Origin of the sequence: Pseudomonas sp. C27(2019), from assembly GCF_008807395.1 — a bacterium.
Classification (GTDB): Bacteria; Pseudomonadota; Gammaproteobacteria; order Pseudomonadales; family Pseudomonadaceae; genus Denitrificimonas.
Window position 1 is genome coordinate 2,844,286 of the sequence record NZ_CP043320.1, and the last position, 18,704, is coordinate 2,862,989.

21 protein-coding genes and 1 pseudogene are annotated in these 18,704 nt (G+C 49.2%); 14 read left to right on the top strand and 8 right to left on the bottom strand.

Features of this window, described 5'->3' with window-relative positions:
* Nucleotides 1–90 precede the first annotated feature (90 nt).
* Nucleotides 91–291 (top strand): hypothetical protein, encoded by a 201-nt coding sequence (locus FXF61_RS13060; RefSeq protein WP_151185663.1) that lies wholly within the window; start codon nucleotides 91–93, stop codon nucleotides 289–291.
* Nucleotides 292–577: 286 nt separating this feature from the next.
* On the opposite strand, the gene rarD is transcribed toward FXF61_RS13060, so the two are convergent.
* Entirely contained in the window at nucleotides 578–1,486 is a 909-nt protein-coding gene (rarD, locus tag FXF61_RS13065; protein ID WP_151185664.1) for an EamA family transporter RarD, read from the bottom strand.
* Between the two features lie 69 nt (nucleotides 1,487–1,555).
* Nucleotides 1,556–2,533, bottom strand: a complete 978-nt coding sequence (locus FXF61_RS13070) for a serine/threonine protein kinase (RefSeq protein ID WP_151185665.1) — start codon at nucleotides 2,531–2,533, stop codon at nucleotides 1,556–1,558.
* A gap of 192 nt (nucleotides 2,534–2,725) precedes the next feature.
* Here FXF61_RS13070 and FXF61_RS13075 point away from each other — a divergent pair, with 192 nt between their 5' ends.
* Nucleotides 2,726–3,364, top strand: a complete 639-nt coding sequence (locus FXF61_RS13075) for an SCO family protein (RefSeq protein ID WP_151185666.1) — start codon at nucleotides 2,726–2,728, stop codon at nucleotides 3,362–3,364.
* Between the two features lie 2 nt (nucleotides 3,365–3,366).
* Here the strand turns inward: FXF61_RS13075 and FXF61_RS13080 are convergent, their stop codons facing one another.
* Genes FXF61_RS13080 through FXF61_RS13090 form a run of 3 tightly spaced genes read right to left on the bottom strand, consistent with a single transcriptional unit; the run spans nucleotide 3,367 to nucleotide 4,966 of the window.
* Nucleotides 3,367–3,639 (bottom strand): cytochrome C oxidase subunit IV family protein, encoded by a 273-nt coding sequence (locus FXF61_RS13080; protein ID WP_151185667.1) that lies wholly within the window; start codon nucleotides 3,637–3,639, stop codon nucleotides 3,367–3,369.
* A gap of 9 nt (nucleotides 3,640–3,648) precedes the next feature.
* Nucleotides 3,649–4,230 carry a cytochrome c oxidase subunit 3 gene (locus FXF61_RS13085; RefSeq protein ID WP_151185668.1) on the bottom strand — a complete coding sequence of 194 codons (582 nt, stop codon included), beginning with the start codon at nucleotides 4,228–4,230 and terminating at the stop codon, nucleotides 3,649–3,651.
* On the bottom strand, nucleotides 4,214–4,966 hold the full coding sequence (locus tag FXF61_RS13090; protein WP_371921515.1) for a CbbQ/NirQ/NorQ/GpvN family protein: 753 nt from the start codon (nucleotides 4,964–4,966) through the stop codon (nucleotides 4,214–4,216). Before FXF61_RS13090 ends, FXF61_RS13085 begins: the two co-directional genes overlap by 17 nt.
* A gap of 484 nt (nucleotides 4,967–5,450) precedes the next feature.
* On the opposite strand from FXF61_RS13090, the gene FXF61_RS13095 reads away from it, so the two are divergent.
* From FXF61_RS13095 to FXF61_RS13140, 10 genes are read left to right on the top strand one after another with little or no spacing between them, the layout of a single operon-like run.
* Nucleotides 5,451–5,765 (top strand): c-type cytochrome, encoded by a 315-nt coding sequence (locus FXF61_RS13095; RefSeq protein ID WP_151185669.1) that lies wholly within the window; start codon nucleotides 5,451–5,453, stop codon nucleotides 5,763–5,765.
* An 18-nt stretch (nucleotides 5,766–5,783) separates the two neighbouring features.
* Nucleotides 5,784–6,122, top strand: coding sequence for a cytochrome c (locus FXF61_RS13100; protein WP_151185670.1), 339 nt, complete (start codon nucleotides 5,784–5,786; stop codon nucleotides 6,120–6,122).
* Nucleotides 6,122–7,306 carry a cytochrome D1 domain-containing protein gene (locus FXF61_RS13105; RefSeq protein ID WP_151185671.1) on the top strand — a complete coding sequence of 395 codons (1,185 nt, stop codon included), beginning with the start codon at nucleotides 6,122–6,124 and terminating at the stop codon, nucleotides 7,304–7,306. Before FXF61_RS13100 ends, FXF61_RS13105 begins: the two co-directional genes overlap by 1 nt.
* 10 nt (nucleotides 7,307–7,316) lie before the next feature.
* Nucleotides 7,317–7,781: an Lrp/AsnC family transcriptional regulator gene (locus FXF61_RS13110; RefSeq protein WP_151185672.1), complete on the top strand. Its 465-nt coding sequence runs from the start codon at nucleotides 7,317–7,319 to the stop codon at nucleotides 7,779–7,781.
* A complete protein-coding gene (locus FXF61_RS13115; protein WP_151185673.1) occupies nucleotides 7,778–8,284 on the top strand; it encodes an Lrp/AsnC family transcriptional regulator in 507 nt (168 codons plus the stop codon). Before FXF61_RS13110 ends, FXF61_RS13115 begins: the two co-directional genes overlap by 4 nt.
* The gene (locus FXF61_RS13120) at nucleotides 8,277–8,720 is read left to right on the top strand and encodes an Lrp/AsnC family transcriptional regulator (protein WP_151185674.1); all 444 of its coding nucleotides are present in this window, start codon (nucleotides 8,277–8,279) and stop codon (nucleotides 8,718–8,720) included. The genes FXF61_RS13115 and FXF61_RS13120 overlap by 8 nt, the downstream gene beginning before the upstream one ends.
* Nucleotides 8,695–9,204, top strand: coding sequence for an Lrp/AsnC family transcriptional regulator (locus tag FXF61_RS13125; RefSeq protein ID WP_151185675.1), 510 nt, complete (start codon nucleotides 8,695–8,697; stop codon nucleotides 9,202–9,204). Before FXF61_RS13120 ends, FXF61_RS13125 begins: the two co-directional genes overlap by 26 nt.
* Before the next feature lie 2 nt (nucleotides 9,205–9,206).
* Nucleotides 9,207–10,385 carry a heme d1 biosynthesis radical SAM protein NirJ gene (gene nirJ / locus FXF61_RS13130; RefSeq protein ID WP_151185676.1) on the top strand — a complete coding sequence of 393 codons (1,179 nt, stop codon included), beginning with the start codon at nucleotides 9,207–9,209 and terminating at the stop codon, nucleotides 10,383–10,385.
* Nucleotides 10,386–10,445: 60 nt separating this feature from the next.
* Nucleotides 10,446–11,282, top strand: a complete 837-nt coding sequence (cobA, locus tag FXF61_RS13135; protein ID WP_151185677.1) for a uroporphyrinogen-III C-methyltransferase — start codon at nucleotides 10,446–10,448, stop codon at nucleotides 11,280–11,282.
* The gene (locus FXF61_RS13140; RefSeq protein ID WP_151185678.1) at nucleotides 11,273–12,781 is read left to right on the top strand and encodes a nitrite reductase; all 1,509 of its coding nucleotides are present in this window, start codon (nucleotides 11,273–11,275) and stop codon (nucleotides 12,779–12,781) included. The genes cobA and FXF61_RS13140 overlap by 10 nt, the downstream gene beginning before the upstream one ends.
* 142 nt (nucleotides 12,782–12,923) lie before the next feature.
* On the opposite strand, the gene FXF61_RS13145 is transcribed toward FXF61_RS13140, so the two are convergent.
* Nucleotides 12,924–13,814, bottom strand: a complete 891-nt coding sequence (locus FXF61_RS13145) for a TIGR01777 family oxidoreductase (protein WP_151185679.1) — start codon at nucleotides 13,812–13,814, stop codon at nucleotides 12,924–12,926.
* Between the two features lie 206 nt (nucleotides 13,815–14,020).
* Between FXF61_RS13145 and FXF61_RS13150 the strand changes: the two genes are divergently transcribed.
* Both FXF61_RS13150 and FXF61_RS13155 read left to right on the top strand, forming a co-directional pair.
* The gene (locus FXF61_RS13150) at nucleotides 14,021–14,986 is read left to right on the top strand and encodes an NAD(P)/FAD-dependent oxidoreductase (RefSeq protein ID WP_178087314.1); all 966 of its coding nucleotides are present in this window, start codon (nucleotides 14,021–14,023) and stop codon (nucleotides 14,984–14,986) included.
* Nucleotides 14,987–15,237: 251 nt separating this feature from the next.
* Nucleotides 15,238–16,792: pseudogene (locus tag FXF61_RS13155) on the top strand (cation:proton antiporter).
* Nucleotides 16,793–16,865: 73 nt separating this feature from the next.
* On the opposite strand, the gene FXF61_RS13160 reads toward FXF61_RS13155, so the two are convergent.
* Nucleotides 16,866–17,351: a hypothetical protein gene (locus tag FXF61_RS13160; RefSeq protein ID WP_151185681.1), complete on the bottom strand. Its 486-nt coding sequence runs from the start codon at nucleotides 17,349–17,351 to the stop codon at nucleotides 16,866–16,868.
* 147 nt (nucleotides 17,352–17,498) lie between these two features.
* A complete protein-coding gene (locus tag FXF61_RS13165; protein ID WP_151185682.1) occupies nucleotides 17,499–18,476 on the bottom strand; it encodes an NADPH:quinone oxidoreductase family protein in 978 nt (325 codons plus the stop codon).
* Nucleotides 18,477–18,704 lie beyond the last annotated feature (228 nt).

Sequence of the window (18,704 nt, forward strand, 5' to 3'; positions counted from 1 at the left end):
ATGCAGCTTATAAATCCATTGACAGCCTGCAACCCTCGCCTAACAATACCTGTGTATCGCCTTAAATTTACGCAAACAACGGATGTGTCTATGCCACCAAGCGTATTAACAATAGTTGGAGTTGTTACCATTGCTGTAGCGCTGTGGGGTTTATTGCGTGGCAGAATTATTGCAGGCGCGCGCGGCCTCAAAAGTAACTATTACTATAGAGATGACAATCCATTCAGTTTTTATGGCTTTGTCCTGATTTATCTCTCGATTGGCTCATTTATTCTCTATCAATCTCTATAATTTATGCCCTCGCATTGTCAGATAAGGGTTTACGGCGTTTTGTTAAGCATAAAAACATTTATCGAGCATTGCAGCGCTGTTTTTAAGTTATCCACCTTAGTTCTGTATGAGCCTGTGGATAAGCTGGGGAGAGGCGGCGCTAAGCGAGACAAACAGTGACTTAGCCAGCGCTGCTCAGAAAGTATCCAACCCAGTTGAAGTGTCCACAAACACAGTGCACCAGCCTGTGGATAACATGTGGGCACTCTCTGCAACCTGTTGTTTTATAAGGCCTATAGCCTGTTGATTACTTTTCAGACAGCAGCTGACGACTGCGTTTTATCAGCCGCCATGCATCCCAACTGTACACAGCCAGCGCCGCCCAAATAAAACCGAAAAAGACAAATGAGCGCGAAGCAAATGGCTCGTTAAACACCAGCACCGCAAGCAACAGCAGCACCGTAGGTGTGATGTACTGTAAAAATGCTAAAGATGCATATGGCAGATTTTTTGCCGCCTCGTTAAAACACAATAACGGCAGCAAAGTGACGGGCCCTGCCGCTGCCAGCCAAAACATCTGCGCGCTACCAAAAAACTCACTTTGCATACTGCTCGCTTGTGGATTGAGCCACAACCACGCCACCGCAACGGGCGCCAGCATCCATGTTTCTACAGTTAAACCCGGCAATGCAGCAACCGGCGCTTGCTTGCGAATCAACCCATAAAAACCAAAGGAAAACGCCAGCGCTAAAGAAATCCACGGCACTTTGCCTAAACTCCAGACTTGCAAACCAACCCCAACCGCGGCCAAAACTATCGCCAGCCACTGTAAACGTCGTAAACGCTCACGCAGAAATAGCATAGCCAATAAGACATTGACTAAAGGGTTGATGTAATAGCCCAAGCTGGCTTCCACCATACGGTCATGGTGCACAGCCCAAACATAAATCAACCAATTACAAGCAATCAGGGCGCCTGAAGCACCCAACACAAAAAAACGCTTAGGATGATTGTAGAGTTCTTGCCACCAGCCGCGATGCCGCCAAATCAGCAACAAGCCGACGCTAAACAACGCCGACCAAATAACGCGATGCACAATCACCTCTTCGGCCGGAATACCGTCTAAGGTTTTAAAGTACAGTGGGAACATGCCCCACACGCTATAGGCCAAAAGGCCCAATAGATAACCACGACGCGGATTGGGTGTAAAACTCATATTTGTTAGCCAGCTAACTAAAGATTTAGCGTATTCTAGTCCGCACAGTGGCGACTGTCTTGCCTGCGGCTAAAAAAGCTTTAAAAAAGGCTCGTCTAAGGCAGCCCGTTGCTCACGCAAAATCAAAATTTGCTCGCCCCAATACCGCTCTGTGCCAAACCATGGAAAACTTTGCGGGAACGCAGGATCATCCCAGCGCTGCGCCAGCCATGCACTGTAGTGCAGCAAGCGTAAGGCACGTAGGCCTTCAATCAATGCCAGTTCGCGCGGCGAAAAATCATAAAACTCTTGATAGCCATCGACCAACTCTGACAGTTGCGATAAACGCTCTTGGTAGCTGCCGGCCAACATCATCCATAAATCTTGAATCGCCGGCCCCATACGGCAGTCATCTAAACCGACCATAAAAAAACTTTCATCGCGGCACAGTAAATTGCCAGGGTGACAATCTCCGTGCACACGTATTGCAGTATAAGGATGCTCTGCAAATATGGCGTCCACTTTAATCAGCAAGTCACGCACCACAGACTCCCAAGCTGGCCGCAAACTTTCGGGTACGTGCGCACCACTGCGTAAACGCTCAAAAGACGCATGACCATAGCTATCAACATTGAGCTCAGGACGCTCAGCAAAGCTCTTACTGGCACCCACTGCATGCAAGCGCCCTAACAATTGGCCAAGTCGATACAGTTGCTCTAAATTACCCGGCTCTGGCGCACGACCACCACGGCGTTCAAACAGGGCAAAACGAAAACCCGCATGCTCAAATAAACTTTGCTCATTATGTTGCATCGGCGCAACCAGCGGCACATCACACTCTGCCAGCTCAAAAGAAAAAGCATGCTCCTCTAAGATTTGCCCATCACTCCAGCGCCCAGGGCGATAAAACTTGGCAATCAGCGGTGCTTTATCTTCAATGCCGACTTGGTAGACACGGTTTTCATAGCTATTAAGGGCGAGTACCCGAGCATCACTTAAAAACCCGAGACTCTCCACCGCATCCAATACTAAATCCGGGGTGAGCGCAGCAAACGGATGAGCAGACATGACAAGCTCCTTAATTTGAGGTGCTCAGTGTAACAGGCTAAAACCAAACACTGCACAGCATTAGGCCAGCTAACAACACCTCAGGCTTTAACGCGGTATTAGAACACAAGTGCAGCACACAAAATTCACTCTATAATGCACGCTTAACGCTATACGCTTTAGTGCAGCGTGAAACACCATTAAGGACGGTTTATGCCATATTTAAAAAAGGGTCGCAGGCTGATTTTAAGTGTTGTAGCTGTGCTATTAGCTACCATCATTGGTGTGTTAGCTGGTAGCTATTTAACGCTTGATAACAGCCCTTCACGGGCGGCACGAGAGGCTGGGATTATTGTACTGCCCAATAGCCGTGAGCTGCCGGCACTGCAATTGGCCAGCACCGCAGGTACAGTGCAAGACACACAAGCACTAACGGGAAGATGGCGTTTAGTATTTTTTGGCTATACTTTTTGCCCCGACATCTGCCCAACCACGCTGGCAGAGTTACGTCAGCTGAAAAAGCTACTGCCAGCTAAGACGCAAGAAAATATGCAAATTATGATGGTCAGTGTCGACCCAAACCGTGACAGCGCTGAACAATTGAAACTCTACTTGGAGTATTTTGACCCTGAATTTGTTGGCTTAACCGGTGAGCTGGCAGATATCCAGACTCTCAGCAATGCACTTAGTATTCCCTTTATTCCAGGTGATACCAGCAAGCCGCGTTATACCGTTGATCACAGCGGTAACTTAGCGATTATCAGCCCTGATGGCCGCCAATATGGTTTTGTACGCGCACCCTTGGATGTGAAGAAATTGGCAGAGCACCTGCCTGGCATCATGCAGCAATAAACCTATGACGCCATAAAGTGAGGAATCAGGATAGTCACAGCAATGATTAAACTCATTGCTAGTGGCCAGCCATACATAATGACCCGCCAACGCTGCTGGGTATGACGCAACTCCATAAAGCCATCAATAATTAAGCCTGATTTGATAATTGCCACGATCAAAACGGCAGCAACTTGGCTGGCTAGCGTCATCGTGCTGGCGCCAAAATATACGGTTACCGCCGTTGCCACGACCAATGCCAACCAGCAGAAAATCAACACCTTGGTATTTGACATGTTGTTGCCCTACCCCAGTAAATACACAAGTGGAAAGATAATCACCCAAGCCAAGTCAATCATGTGCCAATACATCACACCTGACTCCATGCCGCTGCGGTTTTGGGCATCAAAGCCCAAACGAAAACAGCGCCAAGCTAAAAAGGCTAAAACAAATAAACCTAACCAAACGTGCAAAAAGTGAAACAACGTCAGCAACCAATACAAAGTAAAAAACATATTGTATTCAAGATCAAAGCCTGCATTGGCTAGGTGCGCATATTCACTGAACTTAAGCACCACATAGACCATGCCTGAAGCAATGGCGGCAATAATCAACACTGCCGCTTGTCGCGCTTTATTAACCCGCACCCGCTCTACAGCCAGCGCCGCTAAAAAACCAGACGACAATAAACCCACGGTCATGGCAAAGCCAGTGGAAGGATCAAGCTCTGCCCGTCCCGCTGTAAACATATCGGGATAGAGCATTTGCGTGACGCTAAAAGCAAGAATAAATAAAGTAAAGGCTGCCAGCTCAGCGAGGATAAAAATCCACATCGCCAAGTCACCCGGCAGCGCCTGCGTCGTATCTTTTTTACTCAAAGTGGACATCAACTACATCCATTAAGGCCGCCACAGTTTGTGGATCATCGCTAAGCGGCTCGGCCAAGCAGGCTAGACAGGCTTCACGCACTGGCATTCCTGCTTTGATCATGCGCGCTGTAAAAATCAGCAAGCGCGTGGAGGCGACTTCTTCAAGGTCATGGTTTTCTAAACGGCGCAACGCTTGCCCTAAACGAACAATTTGCGCAGCCAGTTTGCTATCCACGCCTGCTTCGATTTCAACAATTTTCTGCTCTTCTGCAACACTTGGGTAATCAAAACGCAAGGCCACAAAGCGCTGACGGGTACTGGGCTTCATGCCTTTAAGTAGGTTTTGATAGCCTGGGTTATAAGACACCACCAGCATAAAGCCCGGAGGTGCTTTAATGGCTTCACCGGTACGCTCTAAGAACAACTCACGACGGTCATCAGCCAGTGGGTGCAATACCACAGCCGTGTCTTGGCGCGCCTCAACCACTTCATCTAAATAGCAAATGCCGCCTTCACGCACGGCACGGGTCAATGGTCCATCTTGCCACCAGGTTCCCTCTGAGCCGATCAAATGACGGCCCACTAAGTCAGCAGCACTTAAGTCATCGTGGCAAGCCACGGTGTACAGCGGCAGATTTAAACGGTGTGCCATGTGCTGGACAAAACGGGTTTTACCGCAACCGGTTGGCCCTTTAATTAAGACCGGCATGCCATGCTGCCAAGCCTGACGAAAGACAACTTCCTCATTGCCCAGCGTCTGATAATACGGTTCATCAGAACTTAACAGCGCTTCTTGATTCAGGCTTGAATTCACTTTTATACCCTACTGATTAACTTGGTTATGCTTACATTAACTGTCTTAGAGACGCATTCTCAACTGCTTAATGGATGAATATTGATTACCGTCAAGCGCAATATTATCGACTCTGACTAGGATGTGAACGCACAAAGGTATTAGCAAGATACGCCAAATAATCACTCAACGAGAAACTAGGATGGCGATACAACCCGAACAAGCGATAACACTGTAAGGGTAAGCGCCATTCTATGGAGATTAATTTATGGTCTGCCATCGTAGTTGTAGATGATGAGACGTTAAACCTTAAAAAGTGAGCAAAGGCATACATTTGTTCGCTTCAGCTGATAAATTTAACGTAAATGATACTCAACACGACGTGTACTGAGTACAATAGCGATAAGTCACTACGACTTACCATTATTAGTTTTGAGGAAAGACTATGAAAAAAATCTTGATTCCACTGTTTGCTTTAGGTACTGCATTTGCAGTGCAGCCTGCTTTAGCAAGTGATGGTGAAGCGCTGTTTAAAAGCAAACCATGCATTGCTTGTCACACTGTTGACGCCAAAATGGTTGGTCCTTCACTGAAAGAAATCGCAGCAAAAAATGCTGGCGTTGAAGGTGCAGCTGAAACACTAGCTTTACACATCAAAAATGGTAGCGCAGGCATTTGGGGTCCAATCCCTATGCCACCTAACGTAGTTACCGATGAAGAAGCAGCCATTCTTGCTGAGTGGGTTTTAAGCCTTAATTAATATCCCTAGGAGAACGTCATGACAGCCACCAAGATAGCTTCACAGTTTTTTGGAATCATCGTGGCGTTACTCCTTCCTCTTTCTTTAAGTGCGGCCGCGCCATTATCTGATGAGCGTCAAGCAACACTTGAGCATCTCTTGATTCAAGACTGCGGCTCCTGCCACGGTCTACGCATGACTGGCGGCCTCGGCCCCGCTCTGACCCCGCAAATTTTAGCTGACAAACCCCGCGAAAGCCTCATTGCCTCTGTGATGTTTGGTCGCCCAGGCACAGCCATGCCACCATGGAGCGCCTTACTCAACGAGCAAGAGGCAGCTTGGATGATTGATCGCTTGCTTCAAGGAGTTAACCCATAATGCGTCGTTTTGGCACTGTATTTTTATTAGCTGGTTTATTAAGCGCTTGCGCCACACAGCCGAGCAGCCAGCTGCGCGGCACCGGTGACTTAGGCGTGGTAATTGAGCGTGCTGCTGGCAGCGTACAAATTGTTGAGCACAGTCACAATACGACTCTTGCCCGCGTCGAAGGCTTAGGCGATTTATCGCACGCTTCTGTGGTTTTTTCACGTGACGCGCGCTTTGCTTATGTGTTTGGTCGTGATGGTGGCTTAACCAAAATTGATATGCTGAGCGCAAAAATTGACAAGCGCATTATCCAAGGCGGCAACAGCATTGGTGGTGCCATCAGCCAAGACGGCCGCTTACTCGCTGTGGGTAACTATGAGCCAGGTGGCGTAAAAGTGTTTGATGCCAACACCTTAGAGCTCGTCGCTGATATCCCTGCGACCACTGTAGCAGACGGTAGCCGTGGCTCACGCGTGGTTGGTATGGTCGATGCGCCAGGCCAAAAGTTTTTAGTCAGTTTGTTTGATACCGGTGAAATCTGGATTGCCGACTTCAGCAAAAGCAACACACCTGAGATCACTCGATTTACTAATATCGGCAACCAACCTTACGATTCCATGCTAACCCCTGATGGTCGTTATTACATCGCTGGACTATTCGGCGAAGATGGCATGGCGTTGCTCGATTTATGGCATCCAGAGAAAGGTATTAAACGCATTTTAGATGACTACGGTCGCGGTTCAGAAAAGCTGCCCGTGTATAAAATGCCACACCTCGAAGGCTGGACAGTTGCTGGTGATAACGCTTTTGTGCCCGCGGTTGGCCGCCACCAAGTGCTGGTGATGGATACCAATACCTGGCAACAAACGGGCAGTATTGATACTGCAGGACAGCCGGTATTTGTTATGGCACGCCCTGATGCACGACAAATCTGGGTCAACTTTGCCGTCCCTGACAACCAATATGTACAAGTCATTGACAGTGAAACCCATGAGATTCTTGCCACCCTAGAGCCAGGGCCCGGCGTGCTGCACATGGAGTTTACTCCGCGCGGCGAACACATTTGGATTTCCGTGCGCGATAAAAACGAAGTACAGGTGTGGGATACCGCAACCCTAAAAAAACTTCATACGCTGCCTGCTGATAGTCCAAGTGGAATCTTCTTTAGCGACCGAGCGCACCGCATCGGTTTATAGGAGTTACAGCATGGATGAGCTTTGCCTACGCATGCTGGATCGTTTCCAGCATGGCTTGCCGATTTGTGCACAACCCTACCAAGCCATGGCCGATGAACTGGGTTGCACCGAAGACGATATTTTACAGCGCTTAGAGCAACTCAATCAGCGCAAAGCACTGTCCCGAGTCGGCCCTGTGTTTGAGCACAGCTTGGCCGGCGCCAGCACTTTAGTTGCCTTAGCTGTGCCTGAAGAGCGCATTGAAGAAGTTGCTGCGCAAATTAACGCCTTTGATGAAGTCAATCACAACTATTTACGTGAGCATGACTGGAACCTCTGGTTTGTTATGACCGGCCCAGATCGTGAGCACTTAGATCAAGCGCTAGCACGTATCGAACAAATCACTGGCCTAACACCACTGGATTTACCGATGCTAACTGCCTACCAAATCAATCTAGGTTTTGCCCTAGGTAAAGATTCGCAGGTGCCATCATGAACAGCACCCTATCAATTGAGCAGCAACAGCAATTACGCCGCCTGCTCGAAAACGGCCTGCCACTGACCTCGCGCCCTTACCAAGTGTTTGCTGAGCACATCAATAGCACCGAACAAGCTGTATTAGAGCATGTGCAAGGCTTAGATGAACAAGGCTTGTTTCGTCGCTTTGGCATTGTCGTTAAACACCGCGCACTCGGCATCAATGCCAATGTCATGTTGGTCATGGACATTGAGGATGAGCGCGTGCATCAAGTTGGTGAAGCGCTTGGCCAAGCGCCTGGGGTTAACCTGTGTTATCGCCGACCACGCCGCCCAGGCTGGCCGTATAACCTATTTTGCATGGTGCATGGCCGAGACCGCGAAGCTGTAGAAGCACATGTTATCGAACTGCTACAGCAACATAATTTACAGCAGCGCCCGCATCACTTGCTGTTTAGCACCCGTGCTTTCAAACAGCGCGGCGCACGCTACAGCCAATCCGGAGCTCAGTCCAATGGATGAATTTGATCGCCGCCTGCTCAACCGTTTACAGCATGGCTTACCTTTAGTACGCGACCCCTGGGGCGCGCTTGCTCAGGAATTAGAGAGCAGCGCTGAGCGTATTCGTGAGCGCTTACAAGAATTTTTGGATGACGGTACCTTAAGCCGGTTTGGTCCAATGTTTGATATCGAGCAGCTGGGCGGTGCCTTTACTTTAGCCGCCATGAGCGTACCTGAAGAGCGCTTTGATGAAGTCGCTGAACAGCTTAATACTATTCCCGCCGTGGCTCACAACTACCGCCGCGAACACACCTTTAATATGTGGTTTGTTTTAGCCTGCCCAACTCCCGAAGGCATTCAACGCAGCATTGCGCAGATTGAAGCCTTGACCGGTTTGTCAGTCCTTAACTTACCTAAGGAGAAGACCTACCATGTCGGCCTCCATTTCCCCCTCTGATCAACAACTCGCACAACAACTGATTACCCTCACTGAAGCTGGCATGCCGCTGGTGGCAGATCCTTGGGCTTGGATTGCTGAAAAAATGCAGCTCAGTGTTGATGACACCCTCGCATTATTACAGCGCTTACAAGACGGCGGTGCGATTCGCAGAATTGCTGCGGTACCTAACCACTATCGACTCGGTTATACCTTTAATGGCATGACAGTCTGGGATGTGGATGATGCGCATATCGATCGTTTAGGCGAGATTATTGGTAATTTACATTTTGTCAGCCACTGCTATCGTCGCCCACGTTTAGAGGGTTGGCCTTATAACTTGTTTGCCATGGTGCACGGCACCACTGCTGAGCAAATAGAAAACGAGCGTAATCTTATTCGTGATCAACTAGGCGATGCCTGTCGCGCTGATACGATGCTGGTCAGTAGTCGCATTCTGAAGAAAACGGGGTTGCGGCTGGCCGCTCAGCAACAGGAGAAATAAGCATGCTAAGAATCAGCACTTACCTACGTGCCATTGCTGGCCAAAGTCCGGCACCACGCGCAGCAAAACCGGGCAGCACTCGCGCCCCGGTTGTTATCTGGAACGTCTTACGGCGCTGTAACCTAACCTGCAAACACTGTTATTCAACCTCAGCTGACATTGATTTTAAAGGCGAGCTCAACACAGCTGAAGCACTGGATGTGATTGACCAGCTACACGCAGCGGGTGTCAAAGTTTTAGTCTTAAGTGGCGGTGAGCCACTGATGCGCCCCGATATTTTCCAGCTCGCTGAGCGTGCGCGTCAATATGGTTTTTATGTTGCTCTTTCAACCAATGGCACATTAATTAACGAAAACAATATCGAGCAAATCGCTGCTGCTGATTTTGATTATGTGGGTATCAGTGTTGATGGCTTGCCTGAATTTCATGATGAATTTAGGCAGAAGAAAGGCAGTTTTGCCGCCTCCATGCACGCTGTAGAACTCTGTCGCCAACATGATTTACGCGTCGGTTTGCGTACCACCTTAACCATGCACAACCATATGCAGCTGCCTGACTTACTCGAGTTAATGCGCGAATATGATGTGCAAAAATACTACTTGTCACACCTCAACTACAGCGGTCGTGGTAAGCGCAGCAGCAAAATTGATGCACACTGGCAAATGACACGTCAGGCCATGGATCAGATTTTTGATCGTGCATGGGACGATGTGCAAAGAGGTGTAGAAACAGACTTCGTCAGTGGCAATAACGATGCCGATGCCATTTTGTTACTGCAATGGGTCGAGCGTAACGTGCCGCAGCACCGCCAACAAATGGAAGACATGCTGCGCGCTTGGGGCGGTAACGCATCCGGTGCGGGCGTGGCGAATATTGATAACCTTGGTGATGTACACCCCGACACCTACTGGCAACAGCACACGCTCGGTAATGTGCGCACACAAACCTTCTCAGATATTTGGCTAAACAACCCAGATCCTTTACTGCTGCAACTACGCGAGCACCCGCGCAAGGTCAAAGGCCGTTGCGCTGAATGCCAATGGTTAAGTATTTGCAATGGTAATACCCGTACCCGCGCTTGGGCAGGCGGTGACTTATGGGCAGAAGATCCTGGCTGTTATTTAACCGATGAAGAAATAGGCGTCACGGCATTGCCAGAGATCAACTACGTAGCACTGTAGCTTTGTCACACTGCGTGAGTTGACATTATTATCGTGACCGAACGTCACTTTGGAGCTGACATGGATCTGACAACCGCTCTTCCCGCTGCTCTGCAAAGCGCTTTCGCTGCTGGTGAAGTAGCTTTAATTGGCGCAGGTCCTGGTGACCCAAGCCTGCTCACATTACGTGCATGGAGTTTATTACAGCAAGCTGATGCGGTGGTCTTTGACCGCTTAGTGAGCCCAGAACTCATTGATATGTTGCCTGAACGTTGCCAACGCCACTTCGTTGGTAAAGCCACCGGCCATCATAGTTTGAAGCAAGAGCAAATCAATCAACTGCTTGCTGATCTAGCCCTACAGGGCTTACGCGTTGCCCGCCTTAAGGGTGGTGATCCTTTTGTTTTTGGGCGTGGCTCGGAAGAGCTGATTTTCTTACTAAAACAGCAAATCAGCTGCCAAGTGGTACCCGGCATTACCGCTGCCTCAGGTTGCACGACCTATGCCGGAATCCCTTTGACCCACCGTGGTGTAGCGCATTCCTGCCAGTTTATTACAGGTCACTTGCAGGAAGATGGCGAACTGCATCTGCCGTGGAAAAGCTACACTGACCCAAAGAAAACCTTAGTGTTCTATATGGGTTTGAGCAGTCTTGAAGAAATTTCCAGCGAGCTGATTCAGGCTGGCTTAGCTGCGAACACACCAGCAGCACTTATTGCTAGCGGTACCTACGCCAATCAAAAAGTGGTGCGCGGCACCCTCGCTGAACTGCAAGCAATGGCGGATAACGCCGAACTTACTCCGCCTACCTTAACGGTGATTGGTAAGGTCGTTGACCTGTTCAGCAACAATCATGTGAGCTATCCAGCACACATTCATCATTCTGCTGTAGAGACCGAGGAAGCCCTATGCGTATAACCACCTGCTTAAAATCGCTTGCTGCCCTGTCTTTACTGGGCCTTGCCACAAGTGCAGCAGCCGCTAACACAGACTTTAGCGCAACTAAACAATTGTATGAGCAACACTGCACAGTGTGTCATGGTGCACAACGCATCGGTGGCACTGGACCTGCTTTGCTACCAGAAAGTTTGGGTCGAATTAAAAAACCTGAAGCCATTAAAGCGATCAGTGAAGGCCGTGCAGCCAGCCAAATGCTGGCATTCAAAGACACTTTGAGTGCTGAGCAGATCGAAAACATGGTGGAGTATTTATATACACCGATCGAAAACCCACCAACGTGGGGCGATGCCGATACCCGCGCCAGCCATCGCATCTTAGCCGATGAAAGTGCACTGCCTGACACTGCGCAGCACAATGCTGATCCGCTGAATTTATTTGTTGTGGTTGAAGCCGGCACGCACCATGTCACCATCCTCGACGGCGATAAGTTTGAGCCATTGACGCGCTTTCAATCGCACTTCGCTTTGCATGGCGGACCAAAATTTTCACCCGATGGTCGTTTTGTTTACTTTGCCTCACGCGATGGCTGGGTGACTAAATACGACATACATAATTTTACTATGATTGCCGAAACCCGCGTCGGCCTCAACACCCGCAACCTCGCTGTCAGTAATGATGGGCGCTGGGTTTTAGCGGGTAATTACTTGCCCGGCAACCTTGTGCTACTCAATGCCGATGATCTAACCCTAGTGAAAAGTATTGATGCAATCAGCCAAGACGGCGCACCATCGCGGGTCAGTGCTGTGTATACCGCACCGCCTCGCGACAGCTTTATCGTCGCTCTGAAAGACTCCCATGAAGTGTGGGAACTCTCTTATGCGGGCACACCTGATTTCACCCCGCGGCGTATTGTTGCCCAAGACTATTTAGATGATTTTTCCTTTACGCCTGATTACCGCTATTTATTAGCTACCTCACGCAAAGCCCATGGCGGCCAAGTGATTGATCTGGACACCGGGAAATCCATCACTGATATTCCATTACCTGGCATGCCGCATCTAGGCTCAGGAATTTACTGGAAACGTGATGGCCAATGGGTATTTGCCACACCCAATATCAGCCAAGGCCTTATTTCGGTATTGGACCTAAAAACCTGGGAGCTGATAAAAGAGATTCCGACTGAAGGTCCGGGCTTCTTTATGCGCAGTCATGAGAACTCAAAATACGCATGGACCGATGTGTTCTTTGGCCCTAACCAAGAAACCGTGCACTTAATTGACAAGCAAACCTTAGAAGTGGCGCACACCCTGCGTCCGATGCCCGGCAAAAACGCCGCTCACGTTGAGTTTACCAACGATGGTAGCCACTTAATTCTGAGCGTTTGGGATACTGAAGGTGCGCTAATTGTTTACGATGCCAATACGCTAGAAGAAGTAAAACGCATCCCCATGAACAAGCCTTCAGGTAAGTACAACGTGGGCAACAAAATTGAGTTTGCCGAAGGCACCTCACACTAAAGCGCAGTTCACCTTTGCTGATTGTTATGACCAGCAAAGGTGAAACTCTGCAGTGCATGTATAGCTAAAGGCTGCTGGTTAACACTCAACCAGTGGCCTTTTTTGTTAGATTGGCAAGGCTTTTAAACGTGGCAAGCAACCTTTACAGGTTAGCCAATGCCGATTTCAAGTCTTTATATTTAAACTCAAAACCGATGTCTTGCGTGCGCTCTGGGCGAATATTCTGACCACCCAACAACAAACCTGCCATTTCTCCAAGCATCAGTTTTAGCACAAAACCCGGTGCAGCCATAAAGGCTGGACGCTTAACATGCTGACCTAACGCTTTGGCGAAATCCTGATTGCGCACGGGCTCTGGCGCACAGGCATTGTAAGGGCCGCGCGCCTCTGCGTGGTGCAGCACATGATCAATTAAAGCCACTTCATCATCCAAATGCACCCAAGGCATCCATTGCTGGCCGCTGCCTTGTTTGCCGCCTAAACCCAGCTTAAATAGTGGCATCAGACGCGACAAGAACCCACCCTTACCGGTCAAAACCAAACCAGTACGAATCAGCACCACGCGCATACCTAAGGGTTCAGCGGCTTGCGCAGCAGTTTCCCAGTCAGCACAGAGCTGCGTAGCAAAGTCAGAACTTTGTACCGGACTGCTTTCAGTTAACACACCCTCACCACCATCACCGTACCAGCCCACTGCCGAGCCAGAAATCAAGACGGCGGGTTTCTTTGGCAAACTCGCCAGCCAACTGACCAAATGATTGGTTAAGGCAATACGGCTGTCGCGCAATAATTTACGTCGCGCTTGGGTCCAAGGTCGATCGGCAATCGGTGCGCCAGCCAAGTTAATCACAGCGTCAAGCGGCACTTGATCAAGCTCTCGCAACTCAGCCACCGCATGCACAGCATCACCGCATAAGCCTTTAACCCGCTCTGGCGTGCGGCTCCAGACATAAAGCTCATGGCCTTGCGCCAGCCAAAACTGGCATAAACTGCGACCAATCAACCCTGTACCACCGGTTATTAAAATACGCATCGTTCATGTCTCCTGCAGGAAAAAGTGTTAAAGCTGACACCTTCATATACATAGCAGCAGTGAATACAGCTAACTGCAAGCGCTTAGTACTAATATAGACTATAGATCGGTAACAAATACTTGTACAATGACGCACGCTGTATAAGTATTTATTGTACATGAATTATATGCAGCAATTGCCCTCTATTTATCTGCAAGGACATCCTATGCCCTCTTCTAACATTGCCATTATTGGTGCCGGCATAGCCGGAATCACTGCTGCTCGCACCCTAAAAGCAGCGGGACACAGCGTGCAAGTGTTTGAAAAAAGCCGAGGCAGCGGCGGCCGCTTAGCCAGTAAACGCAGCGAGATGGGGCGTATTAATTTAGGCACACAAGCATTCAGCAGTGATGATCCACTGTTTCTTGAAGAGCTACATGCATGGCAGCAAGTAGGCTGGGTACAGCAGCATCATAGCGCAGGACAAACGTACTGGACCGGCGTGCCTTATATGAGCGCCTTAACTCGCCAGCTACTGGGTGACCTTAACACTGACTTTTCCTGCCATATTCAAAGACTAAGTCACGACAGCCGAGGCTGGTTACTGCATGAGCAAAATGATCGCGCGCACGGCCCTTTTCAGCAGCTGATTATTGCAATACCTGCACCGCAAGCCAGCGCTTTACTTAACAGTTGCGCACCTGAGCTGGCGCACCAGGCTGATTCAGTCAAGGTACAACCGGTTTGGATGGTTGCCCTCGGTTTTAAGCAACCTCTAACCCATAATACGAACATAAAGTGCCCAAGCAACCAGGCCATTGCCGACATTACTGTTACGCCTTTATCTGCCGAGCATCCCATGCAAACATGGATGCTACGCGCCAGGGCAGATTGGAGCAGCAAGCACCTTGAAAACCAGCATGATGATGTAATCGATGCCCTCAGAAGTGCTTTTTCTGATTTGTTAGACAGCCCACTGCCTCTGCATGACAGCGCATTCGCACACCGCTGGCGTTACGCACTAGGTGCGCTAAAGCAACCCACGACAGCATTATACGAGCAACAGCGCGGACTTTATGTTGCCGGTGATTGGTGTGGCAGTGGCGACGTGTACAGCGCTTGGCACAGTGGTAAAAACGCAGCACAGCAATTGCTTGACCATCTACATTGCACCACTATCGCCCATTTATAAGCGACAAAACCAACCATACCCATACCAATGTCGGCCCTAAAATGCCGACCGGCATTGCAACGCAGTAGGTCGCTCATTTATGGGCGACACTCGCCAACACGCAATACAATATTATCAGCCTTAAAAGATTAACCTTGTATATGCATAAGCAACCACAACTGCACAAACACACCGCAACTATAAATACTTCATAGTCCTGCCCAATTGTTTGCTAAAATATATAGTTAAACACCAGCAGCCAAGGAATCGTCGTGATTGAAGCCGTATGGATTGTCTTTGCCTTTAGTTTAGGAATTGGCATGCGACTGATCGGCCTGCCGCCACTCATTGGCTACCTTGCAGCAGGCTTTTCGATTGCGGCCTGCGCAGACTTTTTAGATTTAACTGTAGATAGCACCTCAGCTCTACAGCATATTGCCCACCTCGGTGTTCTGCTACTGCTGTTTACTGTTGGCTTAAAGCTCAAAGTTAAAAGTCTAGTACGCCCAGAGGTTATGGGCGGCGGACTGCTGCATTTTTTATCAGCACCTTGATCTTTGCCCCAGCTTTTTTCTTATTTCTAGACATCAGCTGGTACACCGCGATTATGTTGGCCATCGCCTTATCATTTTCCAGTACCGTATTGGCCGCTAAAGTTTTAGAAGGCAAGCGTGAACTGCGTGCATTCCACGGCCGCGTTGCGATTGGCATTTTAGTCATTCAAGACTTAATCGCCTTAGGTGTGATGAGTGTCGCCAGCGGACAAACACCATCAATGTGGGCGCTGGTGGTGTTTGGTATGCCACTCTTGCGACCTTTGATTTATCGCTTAGTGGATTACAGTGGCCACGAAGAGCTTCTAGTCTTACTTGGCTTACTGCTGGCGCTGGTTGTCGGGGGTTTGGTTTTGAGCAAGTCGGACTCAGCTCAGAGCTTGGCGCTTTAGCCTTTGGTGCATTACTGGCCAACCACCCGCGCTCCAGCGAACTGTCCAAAGCGCTCTGGAGTATCAAAGAAATCTTTTTGGTCGGTTTCTTTTTACAAATTGGTATCGGTGGCTTACCTGATCAAAATGCGGTTATTTTTGCGCTGGCTATGGCCATCGTTTTACCGCTGAAAGGCGTGCTATTTTTCGGCTTGATGGTGCTGTTTAAACTCAGAGCGCGCAGTGCATTTTTAACCAGCTTAAGCCTGACCAACTACAGTGAGTTCGGCCTCATTGTCGCCAGCATTGCCATCCCTGAATGGATTGTGCCGCTGGCTCTGACCGTGGCTTTCTCCTTTGTGGTCTCTGCACCGCTCAACCGTTTTGCCCACACCTTATATGAAAAGCTGAGTAGGTATCTTATTTTGCTCGAACGCAAAGGTTTTCATCCGGATGAACAGCCGCTTTATATTGATGATGAAGTTCTTATTGTGGGTATGGGGCGTACAGGTCTCGCCGCTTATACAATGCTCAGTGACAAAGGCTACTCGGTGCTAGGGATTGATTCTGACCTTATTAAAGTAGAAGAGCAGGCGCAAGGAAATATCCATAGCTTATTTGCTGATGCTGAAGATTCTGTATTCTGGAAGCGCTTACGCGCACCGCATTTAAAGTATGTGGTCTTAGCCGCTAATGATTTGGAAGTGAAAACCTTAGCTGCACAAAAGCTACGTGAAAGCGGCTTTAAGGGGCTTATTGTTAGCCACTGCTTACACCCTGAGCACGCTGATAGCATTCGTGCGGCAGGCGTAGATTTTATCCACAAAACCTTCTCAGAGACCGGCCTTAAACTTGCTGAGCATGTGGTAGAGCACGCAGCACCCCAAAAAATCTTGGGCTAAACATCAATATCCTCGCTGCACCTGACCTCGCGTGTTATGCAGCGCTACCGAGGCCAGCTAGCCTGCACAGCGTCTATTCGCTGGTCTGCGGTAACGCTTTAAACTCCAGGCCTTTATTGGCAATGGCGTAGCACTCTTCAATATGCGCATGACCAAGCAGCAGCATCGCGCTAGCACTTAAAGTCGCGGCGGCGGCCTGCCCTGCGAAAGGAATAAACTTCAGCGCTTGTTTGGCCGTCAGTCGTACACCCACTTTCTGCAACAGCGACAGCACCACTTGCTTAGTCACCAGCTGGCCAGCAATGCGCGTACCTGTGGTTTTAATCACCCCATATAAAAAACTTTTGAACTGCGGATCAAGACGTTCAATTTGCTCAGGGGTTAAACCAAACTCACGATTAATGGCCGGCAATAACTCTAAAAGCAAACCCACGTCTGCGGCAATATCAACGCCGGGCACAGGCAGCAATGCCATACTACCTGACGCTAAAGCACGCTTTTTAACCATTGCCTTGCACTGCAGACGTACCGCATCAAGCTCTTCTTTGCTTGTAATCAATCGATGCACTCCTCTTTCCAACAATCGCTCAACTGACTGTACCAGCTTATAGGCTGTCGCTGGAATGGCATACGGTGCTCATCATGCTGACAAACAGCGCCAGCAGCAGTGCTTAACGCTACTGCATCTGGCCAGCTAGACGCGCCCCTAACGTATTTTAATCACCAGCTTTCCAACCGCTTTTCGTGCAGCCAGCGTATTAATTGCTTGCGCAGTATCTTCTAAAGCAAAGGTTTGCGAGACCAAGGGCTTGAGTTTGCCTTGCGCATACCAAGCAAACAGCTGCTGAAAGTTCTCAACATTATCGTGCGGCTGACGCTGAGCAAACGCGCCCCAGAACACGCCAATCATCGCTGCACCTTTAAGTAAGGGTAAATTCGCTGGTAGCGAAGGAATGGTACCGCTGGCAAAACCAATCACCAGCATGCGCCCGTTCCAAGCAATGGAGCGAAACACTGTTTCGAATAAATCGCCACCCACCGGATCAATAACCACATCCACGCCTTGGCCCTTGGTTAGGGTTTTCAAGCGCTCGCGTACATCGTCGGTTTGATAGTTAACCAACTCATCTGCGCCCGCTTGGCGTGCCACTTCAAGCTTGTCTGCGCTACTGGCGGCAGCAATCACCCGTGCGCCCATGGCTTTACCAATCTCAATCGCTGCTAATCCCACACCACCAGAAGCGCCGAGTACCAGCAACGTCTCACCGGCCTGCAACGTGCCGCGTTGTTTTAAGGCATGCATCGCAGTGCCATAGGTCATGCTAAAGGCTGCCGCAGTGCTGAAATCCATTGCTTCTGGCATAGGTAAAATATTATAAGCAGGGACTGCCACTTGCTCAGCGCAGCTGCCCCAGCCGGTTAACGCCATAACGCGGTCGCCAACCTTTAGATGACTCACCTTCTCACCCACAGCACTGATCACACCCGCTGCTTCACCGCCTGGCGAAAAGGGAAAAGGCGGCTTAAATTGGTATTTACCTTCAATAATTAAGGTGTCTGGAAAGTTAATCCCGGCGGCATGCACATCGAGAAATACTTCGTTTTTCTTAATCTCAGGGCTACTAATTTCTTCAACAACCAACGTATCTGCTGGACCAAAGGTTTTACATAATACGGCTTTCATAAGGCACCTCTATTTATTATTTTCTTGAGTGTAAGGCGCTCGCTACAGAGATCAATCTGTATGCATTTGAGTGATAATTCATTATGTCTTAAGGGTTGTTTTAAACAATTTATACAACTCAACTGCAGATTCACGGAAAACACAGCAGCACAAAAATAACTTAAACTGCACAATCGGCCCAATACCTATATTCTGCTAACAGCCGCCATGGGCATCGAACATGGGTTA

Bases quoted from the DNA above. Each gene is read 5' to 3' on its own strand.
- FXF61_RS13060 (WP_151185663.1), top strand. From the start codon at position 91: ATGCCACCAAGCGTATTAACAATAGTTGGAGTTGTTACCATTGCTGTA.
- rarD (WP_151185664.1), bottom strand. From the start codon at position 1,486: ATGAGTTTTACACCCAATCCGCGTCGTGGTTATCTATTGGGCCTTTTG.
- FXF61_RS13070 (WP_151185665.1), bottom strand. From the start codon at position 2,533: ATGTCTGCTCATCCGTTTGCTGCGCTCACCCCGGATTTAGTATTGGAT.
- FXF61_RS13075 (WP_151185666.1), top strand. From the start codon at position 2,726: ATGCCATATTTAAAAAAGGGTCGCAGGCTGATTTTAAGTGTTGTAGCT.
- FXF61_RS13080 (WP_151185667.1), bottom strand. From the start codon at position 3,639: ATGTCAAATACCAAGGTGTTGATTTTCTGCTGGTTGGCATTGGTCGTG.
- FXF61_RS13085 (WP_151185668.1), bottom strand. From the start codon at position 4,230: ATGTCCACTTTGAGTAAAAAAGATACGACGCAGGCGCTGCCGGGTGAC.
- FXF61_RS13095 (WP_151185669.1), top strand. From the start codon at position 5,451: ATGAAAAAAATCTTGATTCCACTGTTTGCTTTAGGTACTGCATTTGCA.
- FXF61_RS13100 (WP_151185670.1), top strand. From the start codon at position 5,784: ATGACAGCCACCAAGATAGCTTCACAGTTTTTTGGAATCATCGTGGCG.
- FXF61_RS13105 (WP_151185671.1), top strand. From the start codon at position 6,122: ATGCGTCGTTTTGGCACTGTATTTTTATTAGCTGGTTTATTAAGCGCT.
- FXF61_RS13110 (WP_151185672.1), top strand. From the start codon at position 7,317: ATGGATGAGCTTTGCCTACGCATGCTGGATCGTTTCCAGCATGGCTTG.
- FXF61_RS13115 (WP_151185673.1), top strand. From the start codon at position 7,778: ATGAACAGCACCCTATCAATTGAGCAGCAACAGCAATTACGCCGCCTG.
- FXF61_RS13120 (WP_151185674.1), top strand. From the start codon at position 8,277: ATGGATGAATTTGATCGCCGCCTGCTCAACCGTTTACAGCATGGCTTA.
- FXF61_RS13125 (WP_151185675.1), top strand. From the start codon at position 8,695: ATGTCGGCCTCCATTTCCCCCTCTGATCAACAACTCGCACAACAACTG.
- nirJ (WP_151185676.1), top strand. From the start codon at position 9,207: ATGCTAAGAATCAGCACTTACCTACGTGCCATTGCTGGCCAAAGTCCG.
- cobA (WP_151185677.1), top strand. From the start codon at position 10,446: ATGGATCTGACAACCGCTCTTCCCGCTGCTCTGCAAAGCGCTTTCGCT.
- FXF61_RS13140 (WP_151185678.1), top strand. From the start codon at position 11,273: ATGCGTATAACCACCTGCTTAAAATCGCTTGCTGCCCTGTCTTTACTG.
- FXF61_RS13145 (WP_151185679.1), bottom strand. From the start codon at position 13,814: ATGCGTATTTTAATAACCGGTGGTACAGGGTTGATTGGTCGCAGTTTA.
- FXF61_RS13150 (WP_178087314.1), top strand. From the start codon at position 14,021: ATGCCCTCTTCTAACATTGCCATTATTGGTGCCGGCATAGCCGGAATC.
- FXF61_RS13165 (WP_151185682.1), bottom strand. From the start codon at position 18,476: ATGAAAGCCGTATTATGTAAAACCTTTGGTCCAGCAGATACGTTGGTT.